The sequence below is a fragment of the Nonomuraea sp. NPDC051941 genome (assembly GCF_044593615.1).
Genome location: NZ_JBIUCF010000080.1, coordinates 1 through 18,039, shown reverse-complemented (window position 1 = coordinate 18,039; position 18,039 = coordinate 1). Strand labels below are relative to the sequence as shown.

The following is an 18,039-nucleotide window of genomic DNA, read 5'->3' as shown; positions in this document are numbered from 1 at the left end:
TGGCCCTGACAGTACCAGTTTCGCGGAGACCTGCCTGGTGAGGGCCCATTTTGACGGCCTGCGAGGGCCTGGCGGGTGGTGTCCTGATGAGGGAGCTTGCGGCGATGCCAGCCGCGGCCACCTGTCACTTCACCCACCTTGGAAGGTATCCACCATGACCACGCAGACTTCTGCCCGTCCCCTCACCGGCCGCGTCGCGGTCGTCACCGGCGCCTCCAGCGGCATCGGCGAGGCGGCGGCCGAGCACCTGGCCGAGTTGGGCGCCCGCGTCGTCGTCCTGGCGCGGCGCGCCGAGCGGCTGGACGACCTGGTCGCCCGGATCGAGAAGAACGGCGGCCGGGCGCTGGCCCTGGCCGTCGACGTCACCGACGCGGCCGCGGCGCAGGCGGCCGCCGACCGGGTGGCGGCCGAGCTGGGCGGCGCCGACCTGCTGTTCAACAACGCGGGCGTCATGCTCCCCGCACCGATCGAGGAGCTGGCCACCGCCCAGTGGCAGCGCCAGATCGACCTCAACATCACCGGCCTGATGAACGCCATCGCCGCGTTCACTCCCCAGCTGGTGAAGGCCGCCGCCGAGCGCGGAGTGGCCGACCTGATCAACACCTCGTCGATCGCGGCCCAGAACATCTTCCCGAACTTCGCCGTCTACTCCGGGACCAAGGCGTACGTCACCCATCTCTCCCGCCACCTGCGGGTCGAGCTGGGCGCGAAGAGGGTGCGGGTCTCGGCGATCGAGCCGGGCATCGTCGCGACCGAGCTGCAGAGCCACGTCACCGACGAGGGGGCCCGGGCGTGGCTGGAGGGCGCCAAGGAGACCATGGAGTGGCTCACGCCGCAGGACGTCGCCGAGACCGTCGGGTTTCTCGCGAGCCTCCCGCCGCGGGTGAACCTTCAGCAGGTCACCATCATGCCGACCGGCCAGCCCAGCTGATCGGCCGCTCCTCAACTGTCGTGGGTCGCGTTCGATCGCTGGGTGGGCCGCCGGTCGAGCGGCGACCTCTCGGTGATCTGTTCGCGGGGCAGCCGGTGGAGCGCCTGCAGGGCGCGGAGGAAGCCGTGGCGGTCGGCCGCGGGCAGGCGGGCGAGCAGGCGCTCCTCGTTCGCCTGGATCTCGGCCCGCACCGACCCGCGCACCTCGCGGCCCTCGGCGGTGATCGTGAGGATCCGCGCGCGGCGGTCGTGCGGGTCCGGCTCGCGGGTGATCAGCCCGGCCGCCTGCAGCTTGTCGAGGGTGCCGATGATGCGGGTCTTGTCGGCACCGATCGCTTCGGCCAGAGCGGCCTGCGTACGTACGGAGCCGTCGTCCAGGGCGCCGAGCACGGTGTATCCCCACATGGAGACCCCATGGGCCGCCAGCACCGGCAGCTCCGCCGCGATGAGCGACTGCAGGAGAGGATGCAGCATCTCGGCGAGATCGCGGCGGGCCGTCACAGGTCCAAGATATCCGGTTGACAGATCATATGCATCCTCAGATCATATGCGAATGCATATGAATGACCTCATGGTCGCACTCGACGCGCAGGCCGTTCGCGCCAGCGTCGAACTGGCGGATCGAGTGCGGCCCGAGGATCTGTCCCGTCCGACGCCCTGCCTCGGATGGACCGTGTACGGCCTGCTCGCCCACATGGCCACCCAGCACTACGGCTTCGCCGCGGCGTCCAGGGGTGACGGCGATCTCGCCCGGTGGAAGCTGCGTTCCCTCGGCGACGACCCCGTGGCGAGCTACCGGACCTCCGCCGAACACGTCCTGGCGGCCTTCGCCGCCGACGGCGTGCTGGAGCGCATGTTCCCGCTGCCCGAGTTCGCCAGCGGGAGCGCCTTCCCCGGGGCGCAGGCGATCAGCTTCCACTTCATCGACTACGTGGTGCATTCCTGGGATCTCGCCAAGGCGCTGGGCGTCGCGGTCGACTTCCCGCCGGACCTGCTGGACGCCGCCCTTGCCGTGGCGCAAGCCGTACCCGTTGGCCAGGCGCGCCTCGCGCCCGGGGCGGCCTTCGCACCGGCGCTCCCGTGGTCGGGCGGGTCGCGGCTGGATGAGATCGTGGCAATCCTGGGCCGCTCGCCGAGCTGGCCCGCGTGAAATCTTCGGAATGGAGCATGACATGAGCAGCAGCGTCAGATTGATCCGCAACCACCAGCTCACGCAGCAGGTGGAGTACGCCTATGCCGCGGTCGCCGACGCGCCGGTGCGTTCTGTCTGGGTGGCCGGCGCGTGTCCCCTCGATCTCGACGGCGCGACCGTCGCGGTCGGCGACTACGCCGGCCAGGCGCACCAGGTGATGCGCAACCTCGTGACCGCGCTGGAAGGGGCGGGCGCGTCGCTGACCGATGTCGTCAAGACCACGGTCTATGTGGCCTCCTCCCAGCAGAGTGACCTGGGCACGGTGTGGGAGGTGTATCGGGAGTACATGGGCGAGCACGACGTGCCCAGCACCTTGCTCGGCGTGACCGTGCTCGGCTACAAGGACCAGCTCGTCGAGGTCGAAGCCGTCGCCGTGCTCCCATCGGCGGGCAACTGATCCCACCTTCACGGAGCCGGGCGTCTCCTTGGGGACGACGTGCAGGGGGATCGGCTGCGTGCGCGTGAGCCAGGTTCCCAGCCCTGGGGTCTGGCCGATCCCCTCCGGGTTCAACCTCATGGTCTTCGCTCGAGTCGCCTGCCTCCTCGGCGAAGGACGGTGTTCGTCTGTGGCCTGGGGAAGCCGTGGGGAGGGTGCCGAATATCCGGTTTTGCGCCGTCTATACCCTTGCCGACGTGGAATTCCAGAGAGGTCTGGCCTTACTGGTCGCCGGCACGTTCTTCATGGAGATACTCGACGGCACGGTCATCACGCCCGCCGCGCCGCGTATCGCCGCGGAGTTCGGGATCGCGCCGATCGACGTGAACGTCGCGATCACCGCGTACGTGCTCACCATCGGGGTGCTGATCCCGATCAGCGGCTGGCTGGCCGACCGGTTCGGCCCGCGCCGGGTGTTCGTGGTGGCGATCGTGCTGTTCGTGCTGGCCTCGCTCGGCTGCGCGCTCGCCCCGACGCTGCCCGCGCTCGTCGCCGCGCGGGTGGTGCAGGGGGCGGGCGGTGCGCTGATGGTGCCGGTCGGCCGGCTGGTGGTGCTGCGGACGACGGAGAAGTCCGACCTGGTCCGGGCGATCGCGTACCTGACCTGGCCGGGCCTGCTCGCGCCGGTGCTGGCGCCGGTCGTCGGCGGGTTGCTGGCCGACTACGCGTCCTGGCGGTGGATCTTCGTGATCAACGTGCCGCTCGGGCTCGCGGCGTTGGTCGTGGCGCTGCGGATCGTGCCCGACCTGCGCGCCGACGCCCGTGACCCGCTGGACCGCGCCGGGTTCGCCCTCATGGCGGTGGGCGTCGCGGGGCTGATCGTGGCGCTGGAGGGGCTCGGCTCGGGGTTCGGGCCGTCGACGGCGGTGGCGCTGGTGGTCGCGGTCGCAGGTCTGGGGCTGGCGGTACGGCACCTGCTGCGCGCTCCGCGCCCGATCGTCGACCTGCGGATCCTGCGGGTGACGACGTACCGGGTCACGGCGGCGAGCGGGTCGGTCTACCGCGGCGTGATCATCGCGATCCCGTTCGTGCTGCCGCTGCTGTTCCAGGTGGGGTTCGGCTGGTCGGCGGCGCAGGCTGGGCTGGTGGTGATCGCACTGTTCGTGGGGAACGTCGGGATCAAGCCCGCCACCACGTCGCTGATGCGCCGGCTCGGGATCCGCATCGTCCTGCTCTGGTCGATCGTGATCGGCGCCGCGTGCCTGGTCGGGATGGCGTTCCTCGAGCCCACGACACCGCTGCCGGTGATCCTCGTGCTGCTGCTGGTGAGCGGGATCGTACGGTCGACGGGGTTCACCGCGTACAACAGCGTGGCCTTCGCCGACGTCGGCCAGGACCGGATGAACCACGCCAACACGCTGCTGTCGACGCTGCAGGAGCTGGGCGCGGGCCTCGGCGTGGCGATCGGCGCGCTGCTCGTACGGCTGGGCGAGACGATACCCGGGGTGGCAGGCGCGGCCGGGCCGTACCGCGTGGCGTTCGTCCTTCTCTCGATCATCCTGGCCCTCCTGGCGATCCCCACCCTGCTTCTCCCCCGAACCGCCGGCGACGAGGTGACCGGCCGCGCCTAGACACGCCCGCCTCCGGCTCCGATCGCGCACCCCTGGCGCTCATCGGGCACGGTGGCGGCCGGGACAGGAAGACGTCCCCGGTCCCGTGGCGGTTTCCACGTCGCCGCCATCGACGCGCCCGGACACGGGGACCGGCCCCGCACGGCGCACGACGAGCGGGAGATCGCCGCGCTGTTCCAGGCCAGGGCGGCGGGCGAGCCGGCGGGCCCGATCGTTGTCCGCCACAACGCCCGGCAGGCCGGGCGTTCACGCGGGCACGGGCGGCCTTTACCGGCTGGCTGAGTCGAGGAGCAGTTTCGCGGCCACCATCGCTCCGTCGGTGTGGATCGTGCCCGCCACGGCCCTGGCTCGTGCTCGGGTTTCGGGCGCCAGGGCCAGGGTGAGCGCGGCTGACAGGGACTCGACGGTCGGGGTCCGGCCGTCGTGTGCCACGCCGATGCCCAGCTCGGCGATCCGGGCGGCCCAGTACGGCTGGTCCGCGATCTGGGGAACCACGACCTGGGGCGCGCCGGCCCGGGCGGCCGTCGTCGTGGTGCCCGCGCCGCCGTGGTGAACGACGGCGGCCACCCGGGGAAACAGTGCCTGCTGGTTGACCTCGCCGACGACGAAGCAGTCGTCCCGATCGTCGATCAGGGCCAGGTCGGCCCAGCCGCGGGCGAGCAGGATGCGGCGGCCGTGCGCGCGGATCGCCTCGATGGCCACCCGGGCGATGTCCTTCGGGGCGTACGCGGCCATGCTGCCGAAGCCCACGTACACCGGCGGTTCGCCGGCGTCCAAAAACGCCTGCAGCTCTTCCGGGAGCAGGCGTTCGTCGGGCAGGATCCATGCCCCGGTCTGTACGACGTCAAGGTCCGTCATACCCTGCGACGGGCACAGGGTCGCGTCTGCCGCCAGCCACGGCCGGTCGGTGAGGACGTAGTCGCGGACGTTGTCCACCGGCGGCAGGCCGATCGCCGCCCGGTGGCTGTTGAGCGCCTCGCCGTACAACGCGTTCACCCGCTGGGCGTCCTGCTCCCACAGCACCCGGTTGTCGGTCTCGCCCGGCGGGGACTGTTTGCCCGGCCGCGCCCCCGGAGGGAAGTGCCGCGACGGCAGTCCCAGAATATGGAAGCAGGCGCACACGTACCGGATGCCCAGTTTCTCGGCCACGTCGCGTGCACCGGCCGGCATCAGGCCGGTCGCCAGCAGCGCGTCACATCCCTCGGCGGCCGTTGTGAGCGTGTCGAACCGCGCGGCGACCAGCTCGGGAGCGAGCCGGAACGCGGCTTGCGCCGAAGGCGGCTTCGGGCCGGCGACCACCGAGCGCACCGTGGGGCCCAGCGGCACCAGCGGCACGCCGACACGCGCCAGCAGCGCCGCGAACTCCTCGTCCGGCGGCGCGCACACCTGTGCCTCCGCGCCGAGTTCCCGCAGCCTCACCGCGAGTGCTGCCAAGGGTTCTACGTCCCCGCGCGATCCCCACGTCGACAACACCACACGCATTGGTCTTCGTGACCGGCGAGCCAGGAGCCCTCTGACCTGCGTCTGCGTAGGAGGTAGGCCGTTCAGCGACATGATCATGCCGTACTGATTCCGCAGCAGGCATTGGGGGAATCATGATTCCCCCAGCGCTTTCTCAATGCGTTGGTTGGCCACCTCGCGCTCGCCGTCGATGCACTTGGCGTAGATCTTCAGGAGCACGTCCACAGTGTGCCCGGCCCGCTCGGCGACCTCGGGGGCGTGCACACCAGCGTTGAGCCACAGCGACACCGCCGCGTGTCTCAGGTCATAGGGCCGCCGCGCTAAAGGGTGTTGCAGAAATCTATGTGCAGGCAGGTCAGGACGATTTTCGGGCAATCGTGCTCATGCCGTGAGGGCGAGGTTGTGCATGTGTGCGACGGCCTGGACGGCGTGGTGGAGACCAGTTCCCTTCTGTCGACAGTCGCGCAGGATCTTGTAGTTCTTCATCCGGGCGAAGGTGTGCTCGATACGGGCGCGGATGCGCCGGTGTTCGGCGTTGTCTTCCTCCTGGGCCCGCAGCAGAGCTCTTCCTGCCCGTCTTCGGTGCGGGACAACGAGGCCGGTGTTGAGGTAGGCGCCGTCGGCCAGGGTCGTGACACCCTCGCAGAGGGCCGGCAGGCCGGAGTCTCGCCACGCGTGAGCGTCGGCCTTGTTGCCCGGCACCGGTCGGCTTGTCGCGACGACGAGCCGGGTGTCGGCATCGATGATGACCTGCACATTCGCGGAGAACCGATAGTTCTTACTGGAAGCGCCGACGCCGCGCCCCTGCTCGGCGGAGTGCGTGCGCGCGTTCGTCGTCGCGTCGCACGAACGCGCGCACTCGGTTGCCCTGCGCAAGCAGCATCTGGACCATCACTCTACTCACAGAGCCCACTTCGCCTCCGGCACCTGTGATCAGAATGGGATCGCGTTCTGGCATCGACTTGTCCTTTGGTCTGTTGGGGGTTGGTCAGTTGTTCAGGAAGCCCAGAATGTGGTCGGCCACGGTCTTGGGCTGCTCAAGGTGGAGGAAGTGGCCTGCACGGGGTACGACGATGCGTTCGAAGCCGTTCTTGAACAGGGTGTCCATGCCGTCGCTCAACTCCACGGCCATGCAGGTGTCGTCGGCCCCGTGGAGGTAGAGCGACGGGACGGTGATCGGACCGCTTGCCCGCGCTTCCAGGGCTTGGGTCGCCTCGTCCGCGGGGGGCGAGAACAACTGGCGGTAGTAGCCCAGGGTCTCGGTCAGGACTCCCGGACCGCGGAGAGTTTCCTTGAGCGCGGAACGCTGCGCATCCGGCAGCTCGTAGCCGGGTGACCATTCTCGCCAGAGCCGGTCGATGAAGGCGAAGTCGTTGAGCTCGATGGCCGGCTCCGCCAGGGCTGTCTGGAAGAAGAACATGTACCAGCTGCGTCGCTGCTGGTCACCGTTGGCGAGCCAGGCGGTTCGCAGTTGAGGGCCGTAGGGGACCGCCATGCCGACAAGTTTGCGGACGCGCGCCGCGTCGAGGTTGGCTGCCGCGTACGCCGCCCGAGCACCAAGGTCGTGACCGATGAGATCCGCTCGCTCGCGCCCGAGCGCTTCGATAAGGTCCAGGACGTCCTGCCCGGTCGCTGACGCGCGATAGGAGCCGTCGGGTGCCGCGCCGCCTGGCCAGTATCCGCGCTGCGCGGGAGCGACCGCCCAATACCCGTCCTGTGCGAGGCGGTCGAGAAGCCCCGCCCAGTTGGCGGCATGGTCGGGAAAGCCATGGAGGCAGAGGACGAGCGGCCCGCTCCCGGCCTCAAGGATCGGAACCTCCAGCCCGCCTGTCTGAACGGTCCGTCGACGGACACGGTCCCCTGCGGAGGACTCACCTGTCGGGGAGTCCTCGCCGGACGGCTGCCCCGACGGTCGCTGTGTCACCTGTGCCATGCGTCCAACCTCCAAGCCGCCTTTGTGGCGTTGCGGGCCCGCAAGCGCGGACCAAGGGGTGAGTCCAGTGCCCTGCTCCAGCCGAACGGCACCGGCCAGGCGGGGTCTGCGTAGGGTCATCGGGGAGCTGAGCCGTCGATGCGGGTAATGAAGTCGAGGAGTGCGGCGTTGGCCTCGGCGGGCGACTCCTGCGGTGACCTGTCCACAAGGACCTCCTCGGAATCCCTGAGTGCGTGCTACTTACTTCTTCAGCTGCGCGTACATGGCTTCCAGGTCGGCGGACAGGTGCGACTTGACCCAGCGTGTGGTGTCGTCGGCCAGTACCTCGTGTGCCCCCGCCTCGATGCCGTCGAGCGCGGCCACCGCGATGTCACGGGGATTGGCCTTGGGCGCGTCGATGCCTGAGGTCATGTCCGTGTCCACGTACGCCATGTGGAGCCCGGTCACCGCGATGCCACGCGGCTGCAACTGCAGACGCAGGGAGTTGGTCTGCGACCAGAAGGCGGCTTTGGAGGCGCTGTAGGGCGTGCCGTCGGCCAGCCAGGACAGGGCGGAGTGCACGTTTAGGATGTGACCCCCGCCGTTACGCTCGATGATCGGGGCAAAGGCCCGTGTGACCAGCAGCGGCCCGTAGAAGTTGGTCTCGAGATCCTGGCGTACGTCGTCCATCGGGGAATCGAGGTACGAAGCGCTCACCGAGGCACCGGCGTTGTTGATCAGGATGGTGACGTCGCGGGCCTGCTCGGCGGCTGCCGCCACGGAGCCGGGATCGGTGACCTCGAGGGCCAGCGGGACCGCGTCCGCGTGGGTGATGGTCCGCGGGTCGCGGGCGGTCGCGTACACCTTGGCGGCGCCGCGCGTGTAGAGCTCCTCGACCATCGACTTGCCGATGCCGCGGCTGCCGCCAGTGACGACGGCCACCGAGCCTTTGATGCTGGTCATGAGCCATTCCCTCCGTAAACCGATCGGTTTCCGCCACCGTAAACCGATCGGTTTCCAGATCGCAAGTTGAGGGGTAGCCTGGGCACATGATGAAACCGATGCCAGCGTCGACGACACCGGGTGCTCCTGCCTCGACTCGCGACCGCCTGCTCGACGCCGCGGCAGAGCTCTTCTACCGGGAGGGGGTCGGCGTGGGCATCGAGGCGTTGTGCCGCAGGGCGGGGGTGTCCAAGCGCTCGATGTACCAGTTGTTCGCCAGCAAGGACGAGGTGATGGCGGCGAGCCTCGAACGCAGTGCGCCCGCCTATCAGGCGTTCCTGCTTCCGCCCGCCGCCGACGACCGGCCGCCGCGCGCGCGGATCCTGCATGTGTTCGAGCGATTGGAGGAGGCGGCGGCGGCACCGGACTTCCGGGGTTGCCCGTATGTGGCGGCGGCGGTGGAGGTCAAGTCGCCTGAGCACCCGGCGAGCCTGGTCGCCCGCCGGAGCAAGGACGCGCTGACCGCGTTCTTCCAACAGGAGGCCGAGCGCGCCGGGGCCAAGGACCCGACCTTGCTGGCACGGCAGTTGACCATCGTGTTCGACGGGGCCGGCGCGCGAGCGGTCGTGCAGGCACAGGGACTCGACGGCCTCGCCGTCGCGACGGTCGGTGCCCTGCTGGACGGCGCAGGCATACATTCCTGATCATCTCGTACCTCCAGGCGTACGCGGAGAAGGCCGCAGCCGACGCCGGGCGTATCTGCGTTATCTGGACGGACGGCAAGCTGGTCGGCGGAGTCCTGTTCCGGACCATGGACGTCGCGCGCGCACCGCCGAGGCAGGTTGCCGCCTGGCGCCGTCGGCGGCGGGCAAGGGCCTGGCGAGCAGGCCCGCGCGTGATCATCGACTGGGCCATCGAGGAGCGGGGCATCCACCGCGGGGAGTGGCTGGTCTCGGCGGCGAACGAGGCCAGCATCGCCGTGGCCCGGCGGCTCGGCACGACGAAGGACGGCGTGCTGCGCGAAAGTAGTCCCTACCCCGGTAAGCGGCACGACATCGAAGTCTGGTCGGTGCTCGCGCCTGAGCGGCGGGCGGGCCGGCAGGATACGGCGGCCTCTGGTGTTCCAGCACCAGGGCCGTCTTGCGAGGACCCGGCCGTCGCCGCGCAGTTCATCGACGCCTACGCCGGCTCCGGAGTCTTCTGGAGCTCCTCGACCCGGCTCCTCGACGGCTTCAAGCTGCTGCGGCTGCCGGCACACCCACCCGCGCGGGTACGAGTGGTGGCTCGACTCCAAGCGCGGTCGCGATGGCGGCGGCGAGCCCGGACGTCTCTTCGTTGGCGATCCGAGCCGCGTGCAGTGGGCCGTCGGCGGCGTCGACCGTCACGGTGGCCGCACGCTCAGAAGGCGAAAGCGTGGGCGCGGGTCGGCGATCGGCGCCAAGTGGAGGTCGCACTCGACCAGGGCCGCAAGATCCTGGAAAGCCTTCCGGTGCCGGACAACCTGGACAACCACGTCAACATCGACCCGCTGAAGTACGACTGCTACTCCATGGACGCCTACCGCATCCTGGGCGAGAACGATCGGGCCGAACTGTACGCGAGCGAGGTGATCCGGGCGCACACGAGCGCCGACGGCGAGAAACTCGCGCCGATGCGGATCTCGGAGGCACGGCTGACACTCGGGGTGATCGCTGCCCGGCGCGGCGATGTCGAGCAAGCGGTGGGCTATGGCCGCCGATCGCTCCAGGCCGAGCGAAGATCTGTCCCGCACCTGATCATGTCGTCCAGGGAGCTCGTGCGCGGTCGGCAAAGAGCATGCCGACCAGCCGGAGGTGCGTGCGTACTTGGATGAGCTGCGCGACCTCACGTCACAGGATGCGAAAGGGCAGTTGGCGTCCAGCCAGTGATTTCGCGAGATGGCGGACGAACATCAGTTCCGACGACCATGCTGACAGAGCAGCGTCTCCCCGGGTTCGACGGCCAGCCGGTACAGCGAGCCCACCAGCCCGGGCGGTATAGGAGTCTCTTAGTACTCCAGTGACAATTCGGGATCTTGAGGGGTCGGGGTCACATGGCTCGGGGTCATGGCCCTCCCGCCCGCGATGGACCCGGCGGCTCACCTGCTCAATGCCCTGAACGGCGTCACATTCCGCCAGCAGCCGCCGCCACGGCCTCTGGTCGTCCAGCAGGAGGGGGTGCGCCGAAGTCACCAGGGCGCCGGGCGGCGACTCGTACGGGACGCCGTCTGCCGTCCTGACGCTCACCCGCCCGTCCTCGGACACCTCCTCCAGCAGCTCGGCCCGCCCCTCTACGCGGACCACCAGGTGCCGCAGGCAGGCCCGCCATCAGGGGTTGGGCCACACCCGGCGAGGAGCCCGGCAGCCCGTTCAGCATCCATGACTCTAGGGTGGCGCGGCACTCCTTCTCGTGCCCGTCCAGGTGCTCAAGCAGCGCCGCGAACTGCTCACCGACCCGGTTGGACCGCACGGCCCTGGGCACGGACCCCAGCAGTTGGCCGCCGGTCTTCCGGCAGCGCAGGGTCATCCCGTCCAGCGCCAGCTCGTGGCCGCGGACGCGGACCCACGTGAGGGGAATCGTCATGGCGACGACTATGTCAGCGGGCACCGACAATCGTCCCGGTCTCGAACGCCGGAGGGTGCTTGATCACGGTTTGGTGTCGCGCGACCGAATGATCTTGACGTAAGAGCACCCATGAGACGTTATTAGAACACATGTTCACATCCCGGCAGGAGGCTCTCGTGTCCCCATCCCTGCTTCGCCGATTAGCCGCTTACTGCGGCACCGCCGGCCTGATCACCGGCCTGCTCACCGTCACGGCCCCCGCCGCCTCGGCGGCCGGCACCACCACCGACCTCGGGGTCACCGACTCCTACACCGCCGACCTGGCCGTCGGCGGCGGCCAGGTGTTCGTTCCCGCCAGCGACCGCATCATCGTGGCCGACACTGACGGAAACCTCACCAGCGGCGTCGTCACCGGCCTGCCCGGCGTCCAAGAGCTGGCCGTGAACGCGGACGGCACCCGCCTGTACGCGGCTCTCACCGGCTCGAACGAGGTCGCCGAGATCGACACCGCGAGCCTCGCCGTCACCCGCCGGATCGACCTGTCGGCCCACCCCTGCCCGTCCACTCTGGCGTTGCTGGGCGAGCGGTTGTGGGTGGGGCACGGATGCGACAACGGCCCCGGCGGCGTCGTCGGCCTGGATCTCAGCGCGAGCGCCCCGGCGCCCGTGGCGGTCGGGGGCGAGCACCTGCGGCCTCCCGTGCTCGCGGCCGCCGGCGACACGCTCGTGGTCGGCCAGACCGCCCTGCACCACGCCGACATACTGGTCTACGACCTCGGCGACGGCGCCCCCGCGCTGCGCGGCACGATCGACGGCGAGGAGTGGCGCATCGACTCCCTGCGCGACCTCACCCTGAGCTCCGACGGCGGCACCCTGTTCAGCGCGGCCGACACCCCCGGTCACTTCACCAGGTACGACACCAGGACCCTGGCGGCGACCGGCACCTACGGCGACGGCTGGGACGGGTACCCGTCCGCCGTGGCGCTCGGCTCGGACGGCGCGTACGTCGCAGCCGGACGCCAGTGGGGCAGCACCGACCTCACCCTCTACGACGCCGCGACGGGCGCGGAGCTGTTCGCGGCCGACCAGCCGGACGCCGAACTGCTCCCGGACGGCGTCGCGTTCTCCGGCACGGACGTCTTCGCACTGCTGCGCAGCTCCACGGACCGGCTGCTGCTGTGGCGGGTGACGGGCGTCGCGCTACCGGCCACCAAGCTCACGGTGACGGCCCCCGCGGACGCGTGCGCCGGCTCGCCGATCACCGTCGAGGGGCGGCTCACCCGCGCCGACGGCGAGGCGCTCGGGCTCAAGCCGCTCACGGTGATCCAGTACCTGCCCGGCTGGACGAAACTGCCGATCACCGGCGTGACGACGCGGCAGGACGGCACGTTCACCTTCCAGGACACGCCCGTCTTCGAGCTGCCGCCGTACATCGGCGAGGTGATCTACTGGGTGTTCTGGGACGGCGACGACGGCCACCGCCGCAGCAGCGCCTCCGTCACCGTGACGGTCAAGCGCGAAGCCACGCTCACCCTGACAGGGCCACAGTCCGGCGTCGCCGGCACGGCCGTGGAGCTGAGCGGCGTCCTGACGGCGGGCGACAGGCCGCCCTCTCCGGGGTCCACGCTCACCGTGCAGCGCACCCTGTACGTCAAGGGCACCAGCGGTAAGACCGTCAAGCTCCCGCCGGTGAGGGTGAACGCCGACGGCACGTACACGTTCACCGACACGCCCGCCAACGCCGGCAGGTACAGCTACCTCGCGAGCTATGCGGGGGACGGCGGGACCGGACCGGCCCAGGCCACCCATCAGATCATCGTCAAGTGACCCGACGACCGGTGCCCGGCCGCCGGGCCGGGCATCTCGGCCGGGATCCGGTGGTAACTCACCAGGCCCCGCCGACGTGTTCCAGGAGCCAGGGGACGTACGCCAGGTACGCCTGGATCAGGAGCGCCAGCAGGCCCGCCGAAGCGGTCGCCAGTCGTCGCTCATCGGCTTCCTTCCCGTGCGCGGATTCACGCTCGTAGCGCTGGGCGGAGGGCCGGGTAGGTCCCCCGCCGTACCAGGGCTCGCCCCCAGGGCCGCCGGTGCCGGCGAGCCCGGGGACGGTCCGCTCGGCTGATACTCCAGTGACATTTCGCGATCATGGGTCGGATCTGCGTTGGTAGTGGCAGTGCCGGGCGATGGCTTGGTGGCGTCGGCGCCAGTGTGACCAGCGCAGGATGTCCGTGAGGGGGCGGTGCCGGATTAGTACGAGAGCGGCGAGCAGCCGGCGGATCTCGGGCAGGGTCAGTGGGATGCGGTCGTCGGTGGTGCTGGGTGGCTGGGCGGTGGCGACGACCGTCAGCACGGCCAGGGCGAGCAGGGCCAGGGTGATGTGCCGGTGCCAGGCTGTCCGGCCCCGCACCTGGTAGTGGTCCAGGCCGACCTGGCCCTTGGCTGCCTGGAAAGATTCTTCCACAGCCCAGCGAATCCATGCGAATCTTGACCAGGGCCATCAGCGGGTGCGGGGCAGGGGCGTAGCAGCGGTAGAACGCCAGTTCGCCGGTGGTCAGGTTGCGGCGGATCAGCAGCCACCGATACCCCTGGCTGTGGTCGCCGGTCTCGTCGATGCGGGTCCAGGCGTACCAGCGTGGCCCCTTGGCGCCCTGCCCGGCGCGGTAGTGGTGCCAGCGCCGGTCGGCCACCCGAGTGGCGACCTCGGCCGCGCTCACTTGGGCGCCCTCGAGCTCGACGCGCCGGTTGCCCGCGATCGCCAGCACGTATCCCATCCGGCGCTGCTCCAGCGCGGCGCGCAGGCGCGGGTCCTGGCCGTAGACCTCATCGCCGCTCACCCAGCGAGCAAGCACGCCGGCCTGCAGCGCGGCCAGCACCATGGCGGTGGCCAGGGCGGGCTTGGCCGCGAAGCCGACCTCGTCCGGGACACCGGCCGCCCGGCAGCGGTCCGGGTCGGCCAGCCAGGTGTGCTCGGGCAGGTAGAGCCGCCGGTCCAGCAGCGCCCGCCCACTCGGGGTGGCGTAGGCCAGGAATACCCCGACCTGGCAATTCTCGATTCGGCACGCGGTGCCACTGTATTGCCGCTGCACTCCAGCCGAGCCGGTGCCTTATGACGAACCCTGTCCCATCCACGATCAGCACGTCATCGCGCACGGCGTCGGCGTCCCACCGGGCGGTGCGCAGCAACCGTTGCAGCCTCTGGGGCCTGGCCGGGTCCGGCGTGCTCGGCCAGGTTCCAGCAGTTCTTACGGTCGAGGTCGCGCCAGTAGTCCGCGCACGTACGCGGTCGCGGCCCGGCGGGGCTCGACGCGGCCGAACCGGCCGGCGATCCGGGTCATCATCTCGTTGAAGATGACCATCCAGCCATCAGGATCTACGCTGTGGCTCGCGGCCACCGCACGGTCTTTTGTTGTCTTCACAAACCACGAATGATCACGCGGTGGCCGTCGCCATGTGACTCCGCCCCCTCAAGATCCCGAAGTGTCAATCGTCCCTAACGGAGCTCAGCCGACATCCACGCAGTCGGCTCCTGCGCCGCCGTCGACCGTGTAGCTCATCGGGTTGAGCCGCATTCGCGCTCACAGTTCCCGCTGTGACGCCAGGCGGGGTGCAACGGCATTCTTTACCGCCGTGTGCGGGGCAACCTTCGCCCCATTTGTCGGTGCAGAGCCGACTGGTCTGTCGGCGGCTCTTGGCGGGTTGGCCGGATGGGCGGAAGCGTGGCATGGCCACCTCCCGCAGCTACTGCTCGCGTGGCACCTGGGTGTAGTCCTGGCCCCTCGATCTGCTCGACGCCACTGGCGGGTAGCCACTCGGTGCGGGGTTCCCGACGTAGTACTCGCGCTTGCCGTCGGTGATTCGCCAGGCAAGGAGCGAGCCCGTGTCGCACCAGCGGCCCGGGGAGGTGGACGGGTGGCGGGTTGGACATGCGGCGAGCTTACCCAGCGCTCGAACGCGTATTTGAACCGGGCTATGAGGCGAGCAGGTCGAAGTGGAAGCCCAGGACGACTGTCGCAACAGCCGCCACCCTGATCCAGTGAGCTGGCATAGGCCTGTCAAGGGTGGCCGCGATCGCGGCCATGCCAGCCTGCACGGCCATGAAGACCAGCGGATAGACAACAACGCAGACTACAGCGGCGCCGAGAAAGCTGATGGCGTGGGCCCAGGAACCCTTGATCCTGTGACCGAACAGCAAGGCGACGAACGCGCCGAGCATTATCAGCCCGCGAATCGCGTTGAACAGGTCCTCGGATCCGAACAAGGACCTGCGCCGCACTCTTTGCCTACGGAGACGCATCGCTTGGCCCGCTGCTCGTAGACGTTCCGCCCCAATCAGGTCGAGCACGACGGTCAAGCCGCCGGCGAAGGTCGCGATCTTCCCTCCGCGGCCCCACCAGACCATGGGTACGCCGAACAAGTCGTTACCTAGCGTGGACCTGCCGTCCAGCCACATGCCCCAGCCCTCGAGGTAGCTGATGTCCGCCACGAGCGGAGCGTAGAAGCGTGTATGGCGGTTCCCTAGTCGACCTGCGGGCGCCTACCTACTCTTTGCCGCGCTGTACGAGGATGTGCCGGGCGAGCCAGACCAGGCCGCCGAGGAAGGCGAGGCCGGCCGCGATGCCCCACGGTTTGCCGGGTTCGAGTCCGAGGATGAGTCGCAGGGCCACCCGCTCGCTCCTTTTGACCGCAACGCCGTTTCCTACGCCTCACCTTGAAGATCGTAACCAAGCGGCCTGGTCGGACGGGATTCAAAGTGCTTGCGCGTCGGTGGATCGTCGAAAGGTCTCTGTCCTGGCTGATGAATGCCCGACGCTATGTGATCGACTTCGAACGCAAGCCCTCGCACAGCGAAGCACACCTGGCCGTTGCCTCGATCACGCTCATGACCAGGCGGCTGACCAGGACAAGGCCGCAGGCATGGACCCGAAAGCCAGCGGTGGCTCCGCGAGCCGCCTGAGAGTGCCGCCGGCCCAAGAGGCCGTGGGGCCGGAAGGATACGACGAAAGCCGCCCTTTGATCCTGCTCGACGGGCCACGCCCTCCAGCATGGCCAACCGCGTCATAAGCCGGGGCAGGGCGTCGCTCACATATGGATGAGGGTGCTGATTCAGGATGCCCCCGACCAGCTGGTGAAGAAGCCAGGCCAGATCGCCAGGTCGTCGATCCCCTTGTGTGCTTGACCTCAAGTCGAGTTGAGGTTGGATGCTTGAACCCATGCGAGCGATCACGGCAACCCGATTCGGCGCCCCTCATGTTCTGGAACTGGTAGACCTGCCCACACCCTCGCCGGGAGCAGGACAACTCGGTATCGATGTTGCTGTCGTGGGTGTGACCTGGATGGACACCCTGATTCGCGCCGGCAACGGTCCCGAGGTGTTCGCGGTGGACCCGCCATATGTTCCTGGCGGTGCGGTTGCGGGTACGGTCGCCGCGGTCGGGGCTGGGGTGGACGGCAGTTGGCTGGGTGCCAGGCTGGTCGCCCGAGCGGCGAGCGACGGGTACGGCGGAGGCTACGCCGAAACGGTGGTCGCCGCGCTCGAGACCGCCTTCCCGGTGCCAGTGGGTCTCGACCTGCGCAGCGCCATGGCCGTCATGGACGATGGCAGCACCGCTATGGCCTTGCTGGAAAAGACCCCGGTGCGGACGGGAGAGCGGGTCCTGGTAGCGCCGGGGGTAGGGGGTCTCGGCAATCTCCTCGTGCAGCTTGCTCTCGCGGCAGGGGCGACGGTCATCGCCGCCGTCCATGGAGCGAAGAAGCGCTCCGTCGCGGTGGAGCTGGGCGCCGAGGCGGTCGACTACTCCATGCCGACCTGGCCCGACCAGGTGCGCACGCTCACCGGCTGGCACGGAGTGGATGTGGTGTTCGACGGAATCGGCGGCCAAACCGGCGCGACAGCAGTGTCCCTGCTCGCGGACGGGGGCCGGTTCTCGGGGTACGGCATGACCAGCGGCGCGCAGACCGTGATCAGTGACGCGGACCGGCGGCGGCTCACGGTGGTGGACATGTCGCAATTGCCGGAGTTTTGGCCGGACAACCACCGGCGGGTGACGCACGTGCTGGGTGAAGCCGCCGCAGGGCGGCTGACTCCGGTCATCGGTCAGAGCTATCCGCTGGCAGCGGCCGCCACCGCACATGCCGACATCGAAGCACGCCGCTTCACCGGCAAGACCTTGCTTCTGACATGACATCCATGCCTGTGTGGTAGCGGTGAGAACCAGGTCTTCGACCTGCTCACTGAGCCGGTCCATCAACCTCTATAGCGCTCCTGCGCGGTGGGCATCGCCGCGGCGGTGCTATCAGGAAACCTCTGGCAGATGACCGCACTGGCGGCGCTCTATCTCACCGCCATCATCGCCGCCGGGCTGGGAATGGTGCGCATTCTGGGCATGCCCAGAATCGGCGTTGTCGCACTGACCACCATGACCTTGGGCAACGCCACGAGCGGCGCGAGCACACCGGGCTGGTTTCTGCCCCACTGGATGGGGGTTATCGGGACGATCCTCCCGCCGAACGCGTTCATCGCCACCGGACCGTAGCCTTCTCTACTTCCACGGCGTCGGCCTGACACGTCCTCTCGTCGTGCTACTCACCTGGGTGGCCGCAGGCTACCTGCTGATCGCGTTTGGCAATCTGCCTCAACGGCACGCCACAGCAGCTACACCGAGTCTGCCTCCTGCGCATGGGGAAGCAGCGGGGGCCGCCTAGGGTCAACCGCCGCCACCAAACCGGCTTCATGCGGTCGGGTAGCCGGGAGGAATCTCACCTCCCGGCTCCCACAGATCCGTACGTAAACCTCTCGATTTATACGGCTCTTGTCACCCTGGTCACCAGACAGCGGGCATGGTGACGATCCAGCGCCAGTGCGCGTACAGCCTCGGGTACTGCTTGGTGACCCTCAGCCACGCCTGGTGGGCCTTCTTTCTTGCCCGCAGCCGTTTGTACTTCGAGCGGACCCAGCGCATCAGATAGGCGTTGATGCGTGTCAGGAGCCGGTACAGCTTCGACCGGTAGAAGCG

18 protein-coding genes and 2 pseudogenes are annotated in these 18,039 nt (G+C 69.2%); 9 read left to right on the top strand and 11 right to left on the bottom strand.

The genetic code is table 11. The features are described 5' to 3' along the window. Nucleotides 1-154 precede the first annotated feature (154 nt). Nucleotides 155-931 carry an SDR family oxidoreductase gene (locus tag ACIHFD_RS63175; protein ID WP_397375165.1) on the top strand — a complete coding sequence of 259 codons (777 nt, stop codon included), beginning with the start codon at nucleotides 155-157 and terminating at the stop codon, nucleotides 929-931. An 11-nt stretch (nucleotides 932-942) separates the two neighbouring features. Here the strand turns inward: ACIHFD_RS63175 and ACIHFD_RS63170 are convergent, their stop codons facing one another. Next, nucleotides 943-1,431 (bottom strand): MarR family winged helix-turn-helix transcriptional regulator, encoded by a 489-nt coding sequence (locus tag ACIHFD_RS63170; protein ID WP_397375164.1) that lies wholly within the window; start codon nucleotides 1,429-1,431, stop codon nucleotides 943-945. Nucleotides 1,432-1,483: 52 nt separating this feature from the next. On the opposite strand from ACIHFD_RS63170, the gene ACIHFD_RS63165 reads away from it, so the two are divergent. The 3 genes from ACIHFD_RS63165 to ACIHFD_RS63155 all read left to right on the top strand — a co-directional run bounded on the left by ACIHFD_RS63165 (nucleotide 1,484) and on the right by ACIHFD_RS63155 (nucleotide 4,129). Then, nucleotides 1,484-2,080 carry a TIGR03086 family metal-binding protein gene (locus ACIHFD_RS63165; protein WP_397375163.1) on the top strand — a complete coding sequence of 199 codons (597 nt, stop codon included), beginning with the start codon at nucleotides 1,484-1,486 and terminating at the stop codon, nucleotides 2,078-2,080. 22 nt (nucleotides 2,081-2,102) lie between these two features. Continuing rightward, nucleotides 2,103-2,519 (top strand): RidA family protein, encoded by a 417-nt coding sequence (locus ACIHFD_RS63160; RefSeq protein WP_397375162.1) that lies wholly within the window; start codon nucleotides 2,103-2,105, stop codon nucleotides 2,517-2,519. 236 nt (nucleotides 2,520-2,755) lie between these two features. Further along, entirely contained in the window at nucleotides 2,756-4,129 is a 1,374-nt protein-coding gene (locus ACIHFD_RS63155; protein WP_397375161.1) for an MFS transporter, read from the top strand. Between the two features lie 267 nt (nucleotides 4,130-4,396). Here the strand turns inward: ACIHFD_RS63155 and ACIHFD_RS63150 are convergent, their stop codons facing one another. The 5 genes and pseudogenes from ACIHFD_RS63150 to ACIHFD_RS63130 form a co-directional block, all read right to left on the bottom strand. Beyond that, nucleotides 4,397-5,548, bottom strand: a complete 1,152-nt coding sequence (locus ACIHFD_RS63150) for a glycosyltransferase (protein ID WP_397375160.1) — start codon at nucleotides 5,546-5,548, stop codon at nucleotides 4,397-4,399. Nucleotides 5,549-5,722: 174 nt separating this feature from the next. Then, nucleotides 5,723-5,917: pseudogene (locus ACIHFD_RS63145) on the bottom strand (site-specific integrase); the annotation flags it as partial. Nucleotides 5,918-5,971: 54 nt separating this feature from the next. Next, nucleotides 5,972-6,466 carry a transposase family protein gene (locus ACIHFD_RS63140; protein ID WP_397375159.1) on the bottom strand — a complete coding sequence of 165 codons (495 nt, stop codon included), beginning with the start codon at nucleotides 6,464-6,466 and terminating at the stop codon, nucleotides 5,972-5,974. Nucleotides 6,467-6,578: 112 nt separating this feature from the next. Continuing rightward, nucleotides 6,579-7,523, bottom strand: a complete 945-nt coding sequence (locus ACIHFD_RS63135) for an alpha/beta fold hydrolase (protein ID WP_397375158.1) — start codon at nucleotides 7,521-7,523, stop codon at nucleotides 6,579-6,581. Between the two features lie 240 nt (nucleotides 7,524-7,763). Beyond that, entirely contained in the window at nucleotides 7,764-8,465 is a 702-nt protein-coding gene (locus tag ACIHFD_RS63130) for an SDR family oxidoreductase (protein ID WP_397375157.1), read from the bottom strand. Nucleotides 8,466-8,551: 86 nt separating this feature from the next. On the opposite strand from ACIHFD_RS63130, the gene ACIHFD_RS63125 reads away from it, so the two are divergent. Both ACIHFD_RS63125 and ACIHFD_RS63120 read left to right on the top strand, forming a co-directional pair. After that, nucleotides 8,552-9,148: a TetR/AcrR family transcriptional regulator gene (locus tag ACIHFD_RS63125; RefSeq protein WP_397375156.1), complete on the top strand. Its 597-nt coding sequence runs from the start codon at nucleotides 8,552-8,554 to the stop codon at nucleotides 9,146-9,148. 191 nt (nucleotides 9,149-9,339) lie between these two features. Continuing rightward, on the top strand, nucleotides 9,340-10,296 hold the full coding sequence (locus tag ACIHFD_RS63120; protein WP_397375155.1) for a GNAT family N-acetyltransferase: 957 nt from the start codon (nucleotides 9,340-9,342) through the stop codon (nucleotides 10,294-10,296). Between the two features lie 16 nt (nucleotides 10,297-10,312). Here the strand turns inward: ACIHFD_RS63120 and ACIHFD_RS63115 are convergent, their stop codons facing one another. Then, nucleotides 10,313-10,726: a DUF4132 domain-containing protein gene (locus ACIHFD_RS63115; RefSeq protein ID WP_397375154.1), complete on the bottom strand. Its 414-nt coding sequence runs from the start codon at nucleotides 10,724-10,726 to the stop codon at nucleotides 10,313-10,315. Nucleotides 10,727-11,203: 477 nt separating this feature from the next. Here ACIHFD_RS63115 and ACIHFD_RS63110 point away from each other — a divergent pair, with 477 nt between their 5' ends. Beyond that, nucleotides 11,204-12,853 (top strand): hypothetical protein, encoded by a 1,650-nt coding sequence (locus ACIHFD_RS63110; protein WP_397375153.1) that lies wholly within the window; start codon nucleotides 11,204-11,206, stop codon nucleotides 12,851-12,853. A gap of 316 nt (nucleotides 12,854-13,169) precedes the next feature. Here ACIHFD_RS63110 and ACIHFD_RS63105 read toward each other — a convergent pair. From ACIHFD_RS63105 to ACIHFD_RS63095, 3 genes and pseudogenes are all read right to left on the bottom strand, one after another. Continuing rightward, nucleotides 13,170-14,361, bottom strand: a pseudogene (locus tag ACIHFD_RS63105) (IS701 family transposase). Nucleotides 14,362-14,993: 632 nt separating this feature from the next. Then, nucleotides 14,994-15,509 (bottom strand): hypothetical protein, encoded by a 516-nt coding sequence (locus tag ACIHFD_RS63100; RefSeq protein WP_397375152.1) that lies wholly within the window; start codon nucleotides 15,507-15,509, stop codon nucleotides 14,994-14,996. A gap of 55 nt (nucleotides 15,510-15,564) precedes the next feature. After that, nucleotides 15,565-15,690, bottom strand: coding sequence for a hypothetical protein (locus ACIHFD_RS63095; RefSeq protein ID WP_397375151.1), 126 nt, complete (start codon nucleotides 15,688-15,690; stop codon nucleotides 15,565-15,567). Between the two features lie 546 nt (nucleotides 15,691-16,236). Between ACIHFD_RS63095 and ACIHFD_RS63090 the strand changes: the two genes are divergently transcribed. Then, complete coding sequence (locus tag ACIHFD_RS63090; protein ID WP_397375150.1) at nucleotides 16,237-17,208, top strand: zinc-binding dehydrogenase; 972 nt, start codon at nucleotides 16,237-16,239, stop codon at nucleotides 17,206-17,208. Between the two features lie 129 nt (nucleotides 17,209-17,337). Continuing rightward, complete coding sequence (locus ACIHFD_RS63085) at nucleotides 17,338-17,559, top strand: hypothetical protein (protein WP_397375149.1); 222 nt, start codon at nucleotides 17,338-17,340, stop codon at nucleotides 17,557-17,559. A 288-nt stretch (nucleotides 17,560-17,847) separates the two neighbouring features. Here ACIHFD_RS63085 and ACIHFD_RS63080 read toward each other — a convergent pair. Continuing rightward, the coding region (locus ACIHFD_RS63080) for a hypothetical protein (RefSeq protein ID WP_397375148.1) at nucleotides 17,848-18,039 on the bottom strand (192 nt) is incomplete at its 5' end.

Excerpts from the sequence above, each read along its gene's own strand:
- ACIHFD_RS63085 (WP_397375149.1), top strand. The coding sequence starts at position 17,338 with ATGACCGCACTGGCGGCGCTCTATCTCACCGCCATCATCGCCGCCGGG.
- ACIHFD_RS63165 (WP_397375163.1), top strand. The coding sequence starts at position 1,484 with ATGCATATGAATGACCTCATGGTCGCACTCGACGCGCAGGCCGTTCGC.
- ACIHFD_RS63175 (WP_397375165.1), top strand. The coding sequence starts at position 155 with ATGACCACGCAGACTTCTGCCCGTCCCCTCACCGGCCGCGTCGCGGTC.
- ACIHFD_RS63090 (WP_397375150.1), top strand. The coding sequence starts at position 16,237 with ATGCGAGCGATCACGGCAACCCGATTCGGCGCCCCTCATGTTCTGGAA.
- ACIHFD_RS63160 (WP_397375162.1), top strand. The coding sequence starts at position 2,103 with ATGAGCAGCAGCGTCAGATTGATCCGCAACCACCAGCTCACGCAGCAG.
- ACIHFD_RS63125 (WP_397375156.1), top strand. The coding sequence starts at position 8,552 with ATGATGAAACCGATGCCAGCGTCGACGACACCGGGTGCTCCTGCCTCG.
- ACIHFD_RS63130 (WP_397375157.1), bottom strand. The coding sequence starts at position 8,465 with ATGACCAGCATCAAAGGCTCGGTGGCCGTCGTCACTGGCGGCAGCCGC.
- ACIHFD_RS63135 (WP_397375158.1), bottom strand. The coding sequence starts at position 7,523 with ATGGCACAGGTGACACAGCGACCGTCGGGGCAGCCGTCCGGCGAGGAC.